Source organism: Streptomyces sp. NPDC048288, from assembly GCF_043201555.1.
Taxonomy (GTDB): Bacteria; Actinomycetota; Actinomycetes; order Streptomycetales; family Streptomycetaceae; genus Streptomyces.
On record NZ_JBICZD010000001.1, the window covers coordinates 134,426 to 148,483 of the forward strand.

The following is a 14,058-nucleotide window of genomic DNA, read 5'->3' on the forward strand; positions in this document are numbered from 1 at the left end:
TCAGCCGACGGACACCTTGTCGGCGGACTCGGTGGACTCGGCGGCCGCCGTCGCCTCCGCGGCACGGCCGCCCGTCATCTTCTGCTTGACCACGGCGACCGCGACCACGACCGCCGCGACCAGCAACGACAGCAGCACCGTCGTACGACCGCTGCTCTCGCCCTCCGTGTCGGTCAGCATGTAGCCCAGCACGAACACGATCAGACCGGCCGTCGCCCAGGTCAGATACGGGTACAGCCACATCTTCACGACGAGCTTCTCCGGCGCCTCGGCCTGGATGATCTTCCGCATCCGCAGCTGCGAGAAGCAGATGACCAGCCAGACGAACAGGGCGACCGCGCCGGAGGAGTTGACCAGGAAGAGGAAGACCGAGTCCGGGAACCGGTAGTTGAAGAAGACGGCGACGAAGCCGAAGACGACGGAGGCGACGATCGCGGCCATCGGCACACCGCGGGACGTGGTCCGCGCGAACGCCTTCGGCGCGTCTCCGCGCTGACCGAGCGAGAACGCCATCCGGGAGGCCGTGTACAGGCCGGAGTTGAGACAGGACAGCACGGACGTCAGCACGATGAAGTTCATGATCTCGCCGGCGTGCGCGATGCCGAGGGAGTCGAGGGCGGCGACGTACGAGCCCTTCTCCTTGATCGACGGGTCGTTCCACGGCAGCAGCGCGACCACGATCAGGATCGAGCCGAGGTAGAAGACGCCGATCCGCCAGATGATGCTGTTGGTGGACTTGGTGACCGCGCGCTGCGGGTTCTCCGACTCGCCGGCCGCGAGGGTGGCGATCTCGCTGCCCATGAAGGAGAAGACGACCAGGAGCACGCCGGTCAGGATGGCGCCGGGGCCGTGCGGCAGGAAGCCGCCGTGGTCGGTCAGGTTGGAGAAGCCCGCCTTGTCGCTGTGCGCGCCGGGCAGGACGCCGAGCACGGCCAGCAGGCCGACGACGATGAACGCGCCGATCGCGACGACCTTGATGCCGGCGAACCAGAACTCGAACTCGCCGTACGAGCCGACCGAGACCAGGTTGGTGGCGGTGAGCACGACCATCACGATCAGCGCCCAGCCCCACTGCGGTACGGCCGGGATCCAGCCCTCCAGGATCTTGGCGCCGGCGGTGGCCTCGACCGCCAGCACCACGACCCAGAAGAACCAGTACAGCCAGCCGATGGAGAACCCGGCCCAGCGGCCGAGCGCGCGGTCCGCGTGCGCGGAGAACGATCCGGAGGTGGGGTTCGCGGCGGACATCTCGCCGAGCATCCGCATCACCAGCACCACGAGCGTGCCGACGAGCGCGTACGACAGCAGGATGCCGGGGCCTGCGGTGGCGATACCGGAACTGGAGCCGACGAAGAGACCGGCGCCGATGACGCCGCCGATCGCGATCATCGACAGATGTCGGTTCTTGAGTCCAGCGTGGAGACCGTTACCAGTCATGGGGGGAATTCCTTTGCGCCGGGTGAGCGGGCTCTCGTACGAGCGGCGTACGAGTCGGTCCAGTGAAACGGAGGTGGACTGATTCCTGAACCTTTGAATCCAGATTGTTACTTGAGGTTTTCCTGAGGTTCTGTAGTGTTACTCACATTTTCCGGGGCGCTTTCGGGTACATGGCCCCGGCCCTGCCGGGTGGTTACACCCGTGTCACACTCATCCCATGCGCGTGTATCTCGGCTCCGACCATGCGGGCTTCGAACTCAAGAACCACCTCGTCGAGTGGCTGAAGGCGGCGGGTCACGACCCCGTCGACTGCGGCCCCCACATCTACGACGCCCAGGACGACTACCCGCCCTTCTGCCTCCGCGCGGCCGAGCGGACGGCGGCGGACCCCGAGTCCCTCGGCATCGTGATCGGCGGCTCCGGCAACGGTGAGCAGATCGCCGCGAACAAGGTGAAGGGCGTGCGGGCGGCGCTGGCCTGGAGCGAGGAGACGGCGTCGCTCGGCCGGCAGCACAACGACGCCAACGTCGTCGCGGTGGGCGCGCGGATGCACACGGAGGACGAGGCGACCAAGTTCGTCGAGACGTTCCTCAACACGCCGTTCTCCGAGGGGGAGCGGCACATCCGCCGCATCGACATGCTGTCGGCGTACGAGACCACGGGCGACCTCCCCCCGATCCCGGCCCACCACCCCCAGCCGTAGCCTCTGCCACCGACCCACCCACCCACCCGACTGCTTCGGGATCTCCCCGTCCCCTCGACGTTCACCTCTCCACTGACCGAGTCGGGTGGACGGGTGGGAAGGAAGTGCGGAAGTGCCGGAGGGGCACACCATTCACCGGCTCGCGCTGGACTACCGGCGGTTCACCGGGCCCGTACGGGTCACCAGCCCGCAGGGGAAGTTCTCCGACGCCGCCGCGCTGATCGACGGCGCCCCCCTCACCCGTACCGAGGCGCACGGGAAGCATCTCTTCCTCGGGTTCCGCGAGAGCGACTGGGTGCACATCCACCTCGGCCTCTTCGGCAAGGTGGGGTTCGGCGACGCACCCGCGCCGCCGCCCACGGACACCGTCCGGCTGCGGCTCGCGGACGCCACCGCCTACGTCGACCTGCGCGGGCCGACCACGTGTGCCCTGATCACGGCGGAGGAGAAGGACGCCGTACACGCCCGGCTCGGTCCGGATCCGCTCCGTGACGACGCCGACCCGGACGCGGCGTACCGGAGGATCTCCCGCAGCCGTACGACGGTCGCCGCGCTGCTGATGGACCAGAAGGTCATCGCGGGCGTCGGCAACGTCTACCGCGCCGAGGTGCTGTTCCGGCACGGCATCGATCCGTACCGCGCGGGCAGGGACCTCACCCCGGGCGAGTGGGGCGCCGTGTGGGGGGATCTCGTCGAGCTGATGCGCGAGGGCGTCAGGAACAACCGGATCGACACCGTGCGGCCCGAGCACACACCGGAGGCGATGGGCCGGCCGCCGCGCGTGGACGACCACGGCGGCGAGGTGTACGTCTACCGCCGGGCCACCCTGCCCTGCCACCTCTGCGGCACCGGCATCCGCACCGCCGACCTCGCCGCCCGCAACCTCTTCTGGTGCCCCACCTGCCAGCAGCGCTGACCGTGTCCCGGCAGCGCTAGAAGCCGTGCGGCAGCCACGGCGTCACCGGTGACCCGAACGCCGTCGACGCCTCCGCCAGCGCCCCCGGCCGCAGCTCGGCCACCCGGCCGGCCCGTGCCAGCGACAGCAGGGACACCCCGCCGAGGTACGCCGCCCCCAGCTCCCGTACGGACACGGCGAGCTCGGCCGGGTCCGTCGTACGCTCGCAGGACGCGCCCTTGGGGTCCCCGGTCAGCCGCCAACGCCCCGTGTTCCAGGGGCAGAAGGCGTCCTCCACCGCCAGCACCACGTCCACCGGCGTCTGGTAGGTGCGGGCCGCGAGCGCCGCACCGACGTCGACGAGGCGGACGTACCCCTTGTCCTGGACCCGGGTCAGACAGCGCCGGATGTCGGAGACCAGGTACTGCCAGGCGTCGTCCACCGGGCGCCCCCGTACCGTCAGCTTCGACATCAGGTCGATGCCGAACAGGAACCGCCACAGCGCCGCGTCGCTCACGGGGTCGACGGCGGCCAGGTCCTCCAGCGCCACCGTGCCGTCGTGCCCGCTCGGCGACCAGCCCAGCTTGGTGCGGAACCGGGCGTACCCGGTGACCTCCCCGTCCCGCTCGGCGACCACGCACTGCAGCGCCGACGCCCCGTCGCGCTCGCTCTCCGGGTCCAGCAGCGCCACCCGCTCCCAGCCGGGCTGCCGGGCCAGCATCCCGGGCCGCAGCGGCACCGTCCGCGCGTACACCGCCTCGCACGCGGCGAGCACCTCGGCCGGCGCGGCGTACCGCACCCGTACGCCGTCGGTGCCGGCCGGCACGTCCAGGGTGACCCGGCTCGTGTCGATCTCGGCCTGCAGCTGGAAGGTCGCGGCGGCGTACCCGAAGCGGCCGTAGATGGCCGGCTCGGAGGCGGTCAGCGCGGCCAGCGGCTCGCCCCACTCCCGTACGTCGTCCAGCTGGCGGCGCATCATCGAGGTCAGCACCCCGCGCCGCCGGTGCGTCGCGGCCACGCTCACCATGGTGACCCCGGCGGTGGGCAGCACGGCGCCGCCCGGCACGGTCATCCGGAACCGGAACGCGCCGCCCGTCCCCACCAGCTCGGATCCGTCCCAGACGGCCAGCGAGCGCTCGAAGTCGGTGAGGGAACGGTCCAGTTCCCGCTCCTCGGCCGACGCCGGACCCGCGCCGAAGGCGCGCACCAGGTGCTCCCACCACCCGTCGAACTCCTCGGCACGCAGCACCTTCAACTCGGTCGCACGGTCGGTCGCCATACCTCATGCCTAGCAGGGGCAATGCAGGACGAGCCAGCGAATTTCTCCCGGACGGCGACGTGAGGGCGTCCGGTGAAGTTCACTGTGAAGTCGCACGCGAAGTTGAGCCTCGGACGGGGGACAAGTGGGACCTCCCGTGCCAAGAAGCTGGTCCGATGGATAGGGTCCCGAACTAATGGCAGTAGACCGAGAGCGGCGCGCGAAGGCCGAGACGCTTACGGCCCGGTGGAAGATGCAGTGGCACCGGGCCCGCGTCGGCCTGCGCAGAAGCGCCGTGGACTACTTCCGCGGCGACGGCTCCGACTGGATCGCGCTGGCCGGACTGCTGCTCACCATCCCGGTCCTCGCGGCCATGACCCTCGCCAACTCGGTGTGGTTCTCCCCGGCCCTGCTGGTCCTGCCGATCATCGCGGGCGGCCTGCTGCTGCGCCCGGCGAGCCTGCTCGGCCTGTACGCGGCGGCGGCGACGGCCCTGATCGTGGAGTCGGTACGGCTCGGCCCCTACACCGAGGGCCCCTCCCGGGTCACCCCGGGTGTCGTCCTGGTCGTCGCGGCCTGCGGGTTCTTCGGACTGCTCACCGCGCAGTTCCGCAGCCGGGTCGGCGTGCCCTGGCGGCGCGGCGGCACCATGCTCTTCGACCTGCGCGAACGCATCCGGGTGCAGAGCAAGCTGCCGAAGCTGCCACCGGGCTGGCACCGCGAGATGGCCCTGCGGCCGGCCGGCGGCCAGTCCTTCTCCGGCGACTTCGTGGTCGCCTCCCGCACGAACAACGGCCGCACCATGGAGGTCGTCCTCACGGACGTCTCCGGCAAGGGCATGGACGCGGCGTCCCGCGCCCTGCTGCTCTCCGGCGCCTTCGGCGGCCTGCTCGGCTCCCTGCCCCCGCACGCCTTCCTGCCCGCCGCCAACGGCTACCTGCTCCGCCAGGACTGGGACGAGGGCTTCGCGACCTCCATCCACCTGGTCCTCGACCTCGACTCCGGCGACTACGAGCTGTACTCCGCGGGCCATCCGCCCGGCCTCCAGCTCAGCGCGGGCAGCGGCCGCTGGGAGGAGAAGGCCGCGGAGGGCCCCCTCCTCGGCGTCTACGACGGTGCCCAGTTCGACTCGGTCAAGGGCTCCCTGCGCCCCGGCGACGTCCTGATGCTCTTCACGGACGGCCTGGTGGAGACCTCCGACCGGGACATCATGGAGGGCATGGACCGGCTCACCGGGGAGGCGGACCGCTATGTGGCCGGCGGCTTCCACGGCGCGGCCTGGCACCTCATCGAGGCCGTCGCCAAGGACGTCAACGACGACCGGGCCCTGCTGCTGATCTGCCGCGAAGCGGCCAGGTGACATGACCCCGGCCCCCTTCTCCGTCCCCGAGGTCGAGGAGATCGCCCGCGCCGCCCACGCCGGGCAGACCGACAAGGCGGGGCGGCCCTACGCCGAGCACCTGGCCGCGGTCGCCGAAGGGGTGCGCGCCCGGGGCGGTGACCCCGAGCAGGTCGCCGCCGCGTGGCTGCACGACTCCGTCGAGGACCACGCCGTGACGGAGGAGTGGCTGGCCTCGGCGCCGCTCACGCCCCGTACGAAGGCGATCGTGCTGGCCCTGACCAAACGGGCGGGCGAGGCCCCGGAGGCGTACGCGCGCCGCGTCCTGGACACCCCGGGCGCGCTGCTCGTCAAAGAGGCCGACCTCGCGCACAACGCCGACCCGGGGCGTCTCGCCGTACTCGACGCGTCCACCCGCGACCGGCTGACCGAGAAGTACGCCCGGATGCGCGCCCTCCTCGGCCTGCCCGCGTAGGCGGACTCACGCGTTGGCCATCTCCCGGCCGCGCCGGCTCCGCTCCCGGGCCTGTTCCGCCGCGTCCTGCCGGAACGCCCACTCCATCCGTGGCTCCATGGCGAACCGGAACACCCGCCGGACGGGCCGGGTGCACAGCAGGGTCACCCCGGCGCCGGCGAGCGCGGTGACGAGGATCTCGCCGAGCGGGCCGTGCAGCCACCTCGGGTCGAACCAGCCCGCGTGGACGCCGTACTTCACGACGAAACCGTGCAGCAGATAGCCGTAGAGCGTGCCCGCGCCCAGCGCGGTGAACCACATCCGGCGGCCCGGCACCCAGGAGAAGAAGGCGGCCGTCAGCACCGTCGAGCAGCCGAACATGGCGAGCACCATCACCGGCCCGCACCACCACGGCGCACCCAGTTCCTGCGCGGAGTCCCGGTGGTAGAACCACGCGGTGTTCATCCGCGGCACCGCCCACCAGGAGAACGCCAGCGCCAGCGCGAACACCGGCACCGCGGCGATCCGCACCGGCCACCTGCGCACCAGCCGGAAGTGCTCGGGCCGCAGGCACAGGCCGAGCACGAAGTACGGCAGGAACTGCAGCACCCGCTGGAGGTCCAGGTCGTCGCCGATGCTCGGCGACACGGACGCCAGCATCGCCACGGCGAACGCGAGCGGCAGCGGGTGGCGGACCGCCCGCCAGATCGGCGTGGTCAGCCGCCAGGCGAACAGCGCGCACAGGAACCAGGTCAGGTACCAGGGGTCCAGCAGGCTGATGTCCTGGCCGGAGTCGCCGATGACGAAGCGCTCGAAGAGCGAGTAGGCCGTCTCGAACAGCACGTACGGCACGACCACCCCGGTGAGCAGCCGCTTCAGCCGGTCCGGGCGCAGGTCGAAGGTCCGGGAGAAGTAGCCGGAGACGATGATGAACGCCGGCATGTGGAAGGCGTACACCACGGAGTACACGGCCTCCAGGACCCGGCTGTCGCCCTTCAGCGGCTCCCAGGAGTGGCCCATGGCGACCAGCACGATCGCCAGGTACTTGGCGTTGTCGAAGAACGCGTCGCGCTCCGTGCCTCTCGGCGGTCGGGCCGGGGGACGGGGTGTTCGGTTCTGGCCGGGGGGCGTGGCGGCGTCGGACATCTGAGGCACCTTAGCGTCGCCTGTGGGATTCCGTAAAACCCTCGATGGGAATCCTGGATATGAGCTGGGACACGTGCCGAATCGCCGTCCGTATTGGCCGAGTCGACTCCTGTACTCATGCAGTTCCATGCGGCACTTACACCCGTGATGTCCCTATTCTTCCTGACTAATTGGTGCATAACATCCGTGCGCGGACCTGCCTTGTGGTGCCTGTGTCAACAATTCGAATTCGCTGCGCGCACGTTGTGTGGACACGGAAACCATGTCTGCCAATTGCCATGGATCCATGGGCGGGTGGACCCTCGAATTACTGTGCGGGCGGCAGTCGGTGTGCGGTGCACTGTCGACGTTGTGTCACGAACCGCATAGTGCGGCCTGGTTGGTGGCACGATGGTTCTGGCGGGGGTGCGGGGTCGTACCCCTGGGCCGGGAGAGCGGAACCGACCGAGGGCGTGATCAGTTGTGGCCATTTCACTGTCTGTGGTGCTGCTGTTGGCGATCATCCTGGTAGTGCTGATCAGAGGGGGGAACATCAAGGCCGGCCCCGCGATCGTCGCGGTCCTGTTCGGCTTCTTCCTCGCGTCGACCGGGATGGCCCCGTCCATCCAGCGGTTCCTCGACTCGATAGCGCAGACCATCAACTCGATCAGCTTCTGACCGTGACCACGGCCCCTGGACGCACCGAAGGCCCAGGGCAGAGGGGGAAACCTCTCACCTGGGCCTTCGCCGTTCAGAGCGGGCGACGGGAATCGAACCCGCGTAGTCAGTTTGGAAGACTGAAGCTCTACCATTGAGCTACGCCCGCACACCACGCGCCGCAGGTCGGTGACCGCGGCACAGGAGGCATCGTAGCGGGTCGCCGGCTGCCCGGGCCAACGGGTTGGTCCGGGCGGATGTCGGTGAACAAAGCGGCCGACGCAGGCAGCCCGGGCATGTACCCTACGTGTCGCACCGATACGGGGTGTGGCGCAGCTTGGTAGCGCGTCCGCTTTGGGAGCGGAAGGCCGTGGGTTCAAATCCCGCCACCCCGACCACCACCTGACGGCGTCCGTCTTGATCGCCTTTTGGGGCGCTGAGCGGCTGCGGTTACTATGCAAGCTGCGCGCCCGTGTGTCCCGGCCCGCCAGACGGCGGCCTACGAACTCCTCCGGGCGGCGAAACTCCGCCGGGCCCCTCTGGCACCGGCAGAACCCAAGAAGTCAGCCACAAGGAGACCGAACCGTGAAGAGCGCCGTGGAGACCCTGAACCCGACCCGGGTTCGGCTCACTGTCGAGGTGCCCTTCGAGGAGCTCAAGGACAGCCTCGACGCGGCGTACCAGAAGATCAACCAGCAGGTCACGGTGAAGGGCTTCCGCAAGGGCAAGATCCCGGCCCGGGTCATCGACCAGCGGTTCGGTCGCGGTGCGGTGCTGGAGGAGGCCGTCAACGACGCGCTCCCGAAGTTCTACACCGAAGCGGTCAACGAGGCCGAGCTCAGCCCGCTCGGCCAGCCCGACGTCGACATCACCGAGCTGAAGGACGGCGAGACGCTGAACTTCACCGCCGAGGTCGACGTCCGCCCCGCCCTGGAGATCCCGGACTACACCGGCATCGAGGTCGAGGTCGACGCCGTCGAGGTGACCGACGAGGACATCGAGAAGTCCGTGGAGCAGCTCCGTGAGCGCTTCGCGTCCACCTCCCCGGTCGAGCGTGCCGCCGAGGACGGCGACGTCGTCACCATCGACCTGGAGGCCAAGGTCGACGGCGAGGTGCTGGAGGACGGCATCGCCAGCGGTGTCTCCTACACCATCGGCTCCGGCGAGCTGCTGGACGGCATCGACGACGCCGTGAAGGGCCTGGAGGCCGGTGGCGAGGCCACCTTCGCCTCCGAGCTCAAGGGCGGCTCCGCGGCCGGCAAGGAGGCCGAGGTCACCGTCAAGGTCACCCAGGTCGCCGCCCGCGAACTGCCCGAGCTGGACGACGAGTTCGCGCAGCTCGCCTCCGAGTTCGACACCCTGGACGAGCTCAAGGCCGACAGCCGCAAGCGGCTCGCCAACATGAAGACGTACGACCAGGCCACCCAGGCCCAGGAGCGCGTCCTCGAGAAGCTCCTGGAGCTCGTCGAGGTGCCCGTCCCCGAGAAGCTCCTCGAGGACGAGATCAACACCCGCAAGCACAACCTGGAGCACCACCAGCTCGGCCAGATGGGTCTCGACCTCGAGAAGTACCTGGAGATCCAGGGCAAGACCGCCGAGGAGTTCGACACCGAGACCCGCGAGGCCGCGGTCAAGGGCATCAAGACCCAGTTCGTCCTCGACGAGCTGGTCAAGAAGGAGAACCTCAACGTCAACCAGGAGGAGCTCACCGAGCACCTCATGCGGCGTGCGGCCTCCTCCGGCATGTCCCCCGACCAGTTCGCCCAGGCCGTCGTCGAGGGCGGCCAGGTTCCGCTCCTGGTCGGCGAGGTCGCCCGCGGCAAGGCCCTGGCCGTCGTGGTCGAGGCCGCCACGGTGAAGGACACCAACGGCGAGATCGTCGACCTCGACGACGAGGACGAGGACGAGACGGAGGCCCCCGAGGCCGCCGCCGACGCCACGGACACCGCCGACGAGGAGAAGGCCGAGGGCTGACCCCCACGGCGCCCGTAACGGCGTACAGAGGGGCTCCTGGGCACTGTCCCGGGGGCCCCTTCGTCGTTGCCGCCCCGATGGCGGCGCAGCCGCCGTTCGGGGGCGCGGGGAACTGCGCGACCGGCCCCCGCGCACCCGCACATGCCCCCGTACCGCACCCCGAACGGCGCTACGCCCCCGGCGAACAGCCCTGTTACCGGGATTCCCCGAAGGGACCATCGCGTTAGGGTCCATGAGTACGAGGGCAGCCAAGCCCCCGGCTACGGAAACGTGAGACGGCCCGGCGCCGTCGTAAGACGAGCAGGTGGATACGTGACGAATCTGATGCCCTCCGCCGCCGGCGAGCCTTCCTTCGGTGGTGGCCTCGGCGACCAGGTCTACAACCGGCTGCTCGGCGAGCGGATCATCTTCCTGGGCCAGCAGGTGGACGACGACATCGCCAACAAGATCACCGCGCAGCTGCTGCTGCTCGCCGCCGAGCCCAACAAGGACATCTTCCTCTACATCAACAGCCCCGGCGGCTCGGTGACGGCCGGCATGGCGATCTACGACACCATGCAGTTCATCCCGAACGACGTGGTGACCATCGCGATGGGCATGGCGGCCTCGATGGGCCAGTTCCTGCTCACCGGCGGTACCGCGGGCAAGCGCTTCGCGCTGCCGCACACCGACATCATGATGCACCAGGGCTCCGCGGGCCTGGGCGGTACGGTCTCGGACATCAAGATCCAGGCCCAGTACCTGCTGCGCACCAAGAAGACCATGTCCGAGCTGACCGCCCTGCACTCCGGTCAGTCCGTCGAGACGATCGTCCGCGACGGCGACCGCGACCGCTGGTTCACCCCGGAAGAGGCCAAGGAGTACGGTCTTATCGACGGGATCATCACGCATGCCTCCGGTGTTCCGGGAGGCGGCGGCACCGGCGCCGCCTGAGCCCGGCCAGGCCGCACTCCGCCGAGACTCCAGCCCCCCGAACGCCACCAGGACGGTGAACACCCTCATGAGCAACATCTCCGGCGCCGCTGACGCCCGCTACGACGGGCCCCGGCCCGACGCCCGCTACGTCATCCCGCGCTTCGTCGAGCGCACCTCCCAGGGCATCCGCGAGTACGACCCGTACGCGAAGCTCTTCGAGGAGCGCGTGATCTTCCTCGGCGTCCAGATCGACGACGCCTCCGCCAACGACGTCATGGCGCAGCTGCTGTGCCTGGAGTCGATGGACCCCGACCGGGACATCTCGATCTACATCAACAGCCCGGGCGGCGACATGACCGCCCTCACGGCGATCTACGACACGATGCAGTTCGTGAAGCCCGACATCCAGACGGTCTGCATGGGTCAGGCGGCCTCCGCCGCGGCGATCCTGCTGGCCGCCGGCACGCCCGGCAAGCGCATGGCGCTGCCGAACTCCCGGGTGCTGATCCACCAGCCGGCCGGTTCCACCGGCCGCGGCCAGCTCTCCGACCTGGAGATCATCGCCAACGAGTTCACGCGGATGCGCGACCAGCTGGAGAACATGCTGGCCAAGCACTCCAACCGGCCGATCGAGCAGGTCCGCGAGGACATCGAGCGCGACAAGATCCTCACGGCCGAGGAGGCGCTGGACTACGGCATCGTCGACCAGATCATCTCCACCCGGAAGATGAACAACTCCGCGGTCAGCTGACAGAGGATGTAGTCTCTGCCGCCCTTGGCACGGTTTGACCGCGTGCTCGGCAAGGTGCACGTCAAAGTGAACCGTGCCAAGGGGGGCCCGTACGGGGGGCCCGGCAAGGTACCGTCGACATAAGGCAGCACCAGGAGCCGCTGGATTCGAAAGAGTCCAGGCGTCTCCCAGGCGAAGGGGAAGCACACCGTGGCACGCATCGGTGACGGCGGCGATCTGCTCAAGTGCTCGTTCTGCGGCAAGAGCCAGAAGCAGGTCAAGAAGCTCATCGCAGGGCCCGGTGTGTACATCTGCGACGAGTGCATCGATCTCTGCAACGAGATCATCGAGGAGGAACTCGCCGAGACGAGCGAGGTGCGCTGGGAGGAACTCCCCAAGCCCCGCGAGATCTACGAGTTCCTGGAGGGCTACGTGGTGGGCCAGGAGCCCGCCAAGAAGGCCCTCTCGGTCGCGGTGTACAACCACTACAAGCGCGTCCAGGCAGGGGAGAACGGCGGCGCCCAAGGCCGCGACGACGCCATCGAGTTGGCGAAGTCCAACATCCTCCTGCTGGGCCCCACGGGCTCCGGCAAGACACTCCTGGCACAGACCCTGGCCCGCATGCTGAACGTCCCGTTCGCGATCGCCGACGCGACCGCGCTGACGGAGGCGGGCTATGTGGGCGAGGACGTGGAGAACATCCTCCTCAAGCTGATCCAGGCGGCCGACTACGACGTCAAGAAGGCCGAGACCGGGATCATCTACATCGACGAGATCGACAAGGTAGCCCGAAAGAGCGAAAATCCTTCGATCACGCGGGACGTCTCCGGCGAGGGTGTCCAGCAGGCCCTGCTCAAGATCCTCGAAGGCACCACGGCCTCCGTCCCGCCGCAGGGCGGCCGCAAGCACCCGCACCAGGAGTTCATCCAGATCGACACGACGAACGTCCTGTTCATCGTGGGCGGTGCGTTCGCCGGCCTGGAGAAGATCATCGAGTCCCGGGCGGGCGCCAAGGGCATCGGCTTCGGCGCCACCATCCGCTCCAAGCGGGAGCTGCAGTCGAAGGACCAGTTCGAGGACGTCATGCCCGAGGACCTGGTCAAGTTCGGCATGATCCCCGAGTTCATCGGCCGCCTCCCCGTCATCACCTCGGTCCACAACCTGGACCGCGAGGCCCTGCTCCAGATCCTCATCGAGCCGCGCAACGCCCTGGTCAAGCAGTACCAGCGCCTCTTCGAACTCGACGGTGTGGAGCTGGACTTCGAGCGTGAGGCCCTGGAGGCCATCGCCGACCAGGCGATCCTCCGCCAGACCGGCGCGCGCGGCCTGCGCGCCATCATGGAAGAGGTCCTCATGTCCGTGATGTACGAGGTCCCGTCCCGCAAGGACGTGGCCCGCGTGGTCATCACGGCCGACGTCGTCCACTCCAACGTCAACCCGACCCTGATCCCGCGCGACGCGCGCGGCCGGGGCTCGGGCGAGCAGAAGTCGGCGTAACCCCGCCAACACCGAAGCGCCGGGCCCTCCGAGGAGGGTCCGGCGCTTTCGTGTGGGCTGTCAGGTCCTACCTGGCGACGCGGGCCTCACCGCGCACATCCGCCGCGATCTTCGCGGACTCGTCCAGGGTGTACGTCTTCACCCCCGCGGTCGGCTCCACGACACCCATGGTGCTGTAGTCCGCCCAGATGCACATGTACGTCGACTGCTCCTTGCCGGTGACCTGGTTCTTGCTCTGCGCCTGCTGGCACTTCATCACCGCGCCGTCCAGACCGTCGGGGGAGACCGACTGCGCGTTGCCGACCAGCTTCACGTCGTCGTCCGAGGAACCGTCCTTCTTCATCTGCGCGAAGGTGGTGTCCAGGGCGACCTGCGGGTCCTTCACCGTGCCGTACACCCCGAAGAGGGTGACGTTCTCGGCGGCCTGGGCCTTCGCCACCGACGTCGGGTCGGTGGTGTCGAGGGACGACAGGTCGACGGTGGAGTAGATCGCGCCGACCGAAGTGGCGTCGGTGACACCGGCCTTGGCGAGGTCCTTCGCGTCGCTCGCGCTCGCCTTCTCCTCGTTGGAGTCCCCGTACCGCTTGTACTTGGTCAGCAGGGTGCTCGGCGTCGTCAGCTTGTGCGGCCCGTCGTCCTTCAGCTCCGAGCCGCTGCCGGCGAGCACGAAGTACGCCCCGACCGCGACGGCGGCGACCACCGCGACCGCGCCGATGATCAGACCCGTCTTCTTCTTGCCGCCGCCCGGGGCCGGCGGCTGCGGGACGCCGTAGGGCTGCTGGCCGTACGGGGGCTGGCCGTACGGGTTCTGCTGGGGCGGGACCGGCGGGGCCTGCTGCGGGTAGCCGTAGCCCGGCTGCGGCGGGGCCGCCGGCGGAGCCTGCTGGGGGTAGCCATAGCCGGGCTGGGGCGCCTGCGGCGGCTGGCCGTACGGACCCGGCTGCGGTCCGTACGGTCCCGGCTGCTGCGGCGGCGGCCCGCCGTACGGGCCCGGCTGGTTGTAGCTCATCTCTGGGTTCCCCTCCAGATGCTTATGTGTTCCTGACATCCTGGCGCAGTCACAGGGGGCTCATG

General features: G+C 69.3%; 13 protein-coding genes and 2 tRNA genes. 10 read left to right on the forward strand and 5 right to left on the reverse strand.

The window, feature by feature from the left end; genetic code table 11:
• Positions 1–1,437: an amino acid permease gene (locus tag ACGFZS_RS00585; RefSeq protein ID WP_393793291.1), complete on the reverse strand. Its 1,437-nt coding sequence runs from the start codon at positions 1,435–1,437 to the stop codon at positions 1–3.
• A gap of 217 nt (positions 1,438–1,654) precedes the next feature.
• On the opposite strand from ACGFZS_RS00585, the gene ACGFZS_RS00590 reads away from it, so the two are divergent.
• A complete protein-coding gene (locus tag ACGFZS_RS00590) occupies positions 1,655–2,140 on the forward strand; it encodes a ribose-5-phosphate isomerase (protein WP_359221217.1) in 486 nt (161 codons plus the stop codon).
• Between the two features lie 112 nt (positions 2,141–2,252).
• Positions 2,253–3,056 carry an Fpg/Nei family DNA glycosylase gene (locus ACGFZS_RS00595; RefSeq protein WP_393793292.1) on the forward strand — a complete coding sequence of 268 codons (804 nt, stop codon included), beginning with the start codon at positions 2,253–2,255 and terminating at the stop codon, positions 3,054–3,056.
• Positions 3,057–3,072: 16 nt separating this feature from the next.
• Here ACGFZS_RS00595 and ACGFZS_RS00600 read toward each other — a convergent pair whose 3' ends face one another.
• Positions 3,073–4,314, reverse strand: coding sequence for a GNAT family N-acetyltransferase (locus ACGFZS_RS00600; protein WP_393793293.1), 1,242 nt, complete (start codon positions 4,312–4,314; stop codon positions 3,073–3,075).
• A 175-nt stretch (positions 4,315–4,489) separates the two neighbouring features.
• Between ACGFZS_RS00600 and ACGFZS_RS00605 the strand changes: the two genes are divergently transcribed.
• Both ACGFZS_RS00605 and ACGFZS_RS00610 read left to right on the forward strand, forming a co-directional pair.
• Positions 4,490–5,653 carry a PP2C family protein-serine/threonine phosphatase gene (locus tag ACGFZS_RS00605; RefSeq protein WP_355711652.1) on the forward strand — a complete coding sequence of 388 codons (1,164 nt, stop codon included), beginning with the start codon at positions 4,490–4,492 and terminating at the stop codon, positions 5,651–5,653.
• Between the two features lies 1 nt (position 5,654).
• A complete protein-coding gene (locus tag ACGFZS_RS00610; RefSeq protein ID WP_393793294.1) occupies positions 5,655–6,107 on the forward strand; it encodes an HD domain-containing protein in 453 nt (150 codons plus the stop codon).
• A gap of 6 nt (positions 6,108–6,113) precedes the next feature.
• Here ACGFZS_RS00610 and ACGFZS_RS00615 read toward each other — a convergent pair whose 3' ends face one another.
• Positions 6,114–7,232: an acyltransferase family protein gene (locus ACGFZS_RS00615; RefSeq protein ID WP_393793295.1), complete on the reverse strand. Its 1,119-nt coding sequence runs from the start codon at positions 7,230–7,232 to the stop codon at positions 6,114–6,116.
• A 462-nt stretch (positions 7,233–7,694) separates the two neighbouring features.
• On the opposite strand from ACGFZS_RS00615, the gene ACGFZS_RS00620 reads away from it, so the two are divergent.
• Positions 7,695–7,889, forward strand: a complete 195-nt coding sequence (locus ACGFZS_RS00620; protein ID WP_123976981.1) for a hypothetical protein — start codon at positions 7,695–7,697, stop codon at positions 7,887–7,889.
• Between the two features lie 77 nt (positions 7,890–7,966).
• Here the strand turns inward: ACGFZS_RS00620 and ACGFZS_RS00625 are convergent.
• Positions 7,967–8,037: transfer RNA gene (locus tag ACGFZS_RS00625), tRNA-Gly, on the reverse strand.
• Positions 8,038–8,189: 152 nt separating this feature from the next.
• Here ACGFZS_RS00625 and ACGFZS_RS00630 point away from each other — a divergent pair.
• The 5 genes from ACGFZS_RS00630 to clpX all read left to right on the forward strand — a co-directional run bounded on the left by ACGFZS_RS00630 (position 8,190) and on the right by clpX (position 12,984).
• Positions 8,190–8,266, forward strand: a tRNA-Pro gene (locus tag ACGFZS_RS00630).
• A 187-nt stretch (positions 8,267–8,453) separates the two neighbouring features.
• Positions 8,454–9,842 (forward strand): trigger factor, encoded by a 1,389-nt coding sequence (tig, locus tag ACGFZS_RS00635; protein ID WP_365682571.1) that lies wholly within the window; start codon positions 8,454–8,456, stop codon positions 9,840–9,842.
• 324 nt (positions 9,843–10,166) lie between these two features.
• Positions 10,167–10,775, forward strand: a complete 609-nt coding sequence (locus tag ACGFZS_RS00640) for an ATP-dependent Clp protease proteolytic subunit (RefSeq protein ID WP_362583058.1) — start codon at positions 10,167–10,169, stop codon at positions 10,773–10,775.
• 67 nt (positions 10,776–10,842) lie between these two features.
• Positions 10,843–11,508: an ATP-dependent Clp protease proteolytic subunit gene (locus tag ACGFZS_RS00645; RefSeq protein WP_355711644.1), complete on the forward strand. Its 666-nt coding sequence runs from the start codon at positions 10,843–10,845 to the stop codon at positions 11,506–11,508.
• Between the two features lie 189 nt (positions 11,509–11,697).
• Positions 11,698–12,984, forward strand: a complete 1,287-nt coding sequence (clpX, locus tag ACGFZS_RS00650) for an ATP-dependent Clp protease ATP-binding subunit ClpX (RefSeq protein ID WP_189261442.1) — start codon at positions 11,698–11,700, stop codon at positions 12,982–12,984.
• Positions 12,985–13,051: 67 nt separating this feature from the next.
• On the opposite strand, the gene ACGFZS_RS00655 is transcribed toward clpX, so the two are convergent.
• Positions 13,052–13,993, reverse strand: a complete 942-nt coding sequence (locus ACGFZS_RS00655) for a hypothetical protein (protein WP_393793296.1) — start codon at positions 13,991–13,993, stop codon at positions 13,052–13,054.
• Positions 13,994–14,058: the final 65 nt, after the last annotated feature.

What these genes read in the sequence shown, in the direction of transcription:
- ACGFZS_RS00585 (WP_393793291.1), bottom strand. Translation starts at nt 1,437, where the DNA reads ATGACTGGTAACGGTCTCCACGCTGGACTCAAGAACCGACATCTGTCG.
- ACGFZS_RS00590 (WP_359221217.1), top strand. Translation starts at nt 1,655, where the DNA reads ATGCGCGTGTATCTCGGCTCCGACCATGCGGGCTTCGAACTCAAGAAC.
- ACGFZS_RS00600 (WP_393793293.1), bottom strand. Translation starts at nt 4,314, where the DNA reads ATGGCGACCGACCGTGCGACCGAGTTGAAGGTGCTGCGTGCCGAGGAG.
- ACGFZS_RS00605 (WP_355711652.1), top strand. Translation starts at nt 4,490, where the DNA reads ATGGCAGTAGACCGAGAGCGGCGCGCGAAGGCCGAGACGCTTACGGCC.
- ACGFZS_RS00610 (WP_393793294.1), top strand. Translation starts at nt 5,655, where the DNA reads ATGACCCCGGCCCCCTTCTCCGTCCCCGAGGTCGAGGAGATCGCCCGC.
- ACGFZS_RS00615 (WP_393793295.1), bottom strand. Translation starts at nt 7,232, where the DNA reads ATGTCCGACGCCGCCACGCCCCCCGGCCAGAACCGAACACCCCGTCCC.
- ACGFZS_RS00640 (WP_362583058.1), top strand. Translation starts at nt 10,167, where the DNA reads ATGCCCTCCGCCGCCGGCGAGCCTTCCTTCGGTGGTGGCCTCGGCGAC.
- ACGFZS_RS00645 (WP_355711644.1), top strand. Translation starts at nt 10,843, where the DNA reads ATGAGCAACATCTCCGGCGCCGCTGACGCCCGCTACGACGGGCCCCGG.
- ACGFZS_RS00655 (WP_393793296.1), bottom strand. Translation starts at nt 13,993, where the DNA reads ATGAGCTACAACCAGCCGGGCCCGTACGGCGGGCCGCCGCCGCAGCAG.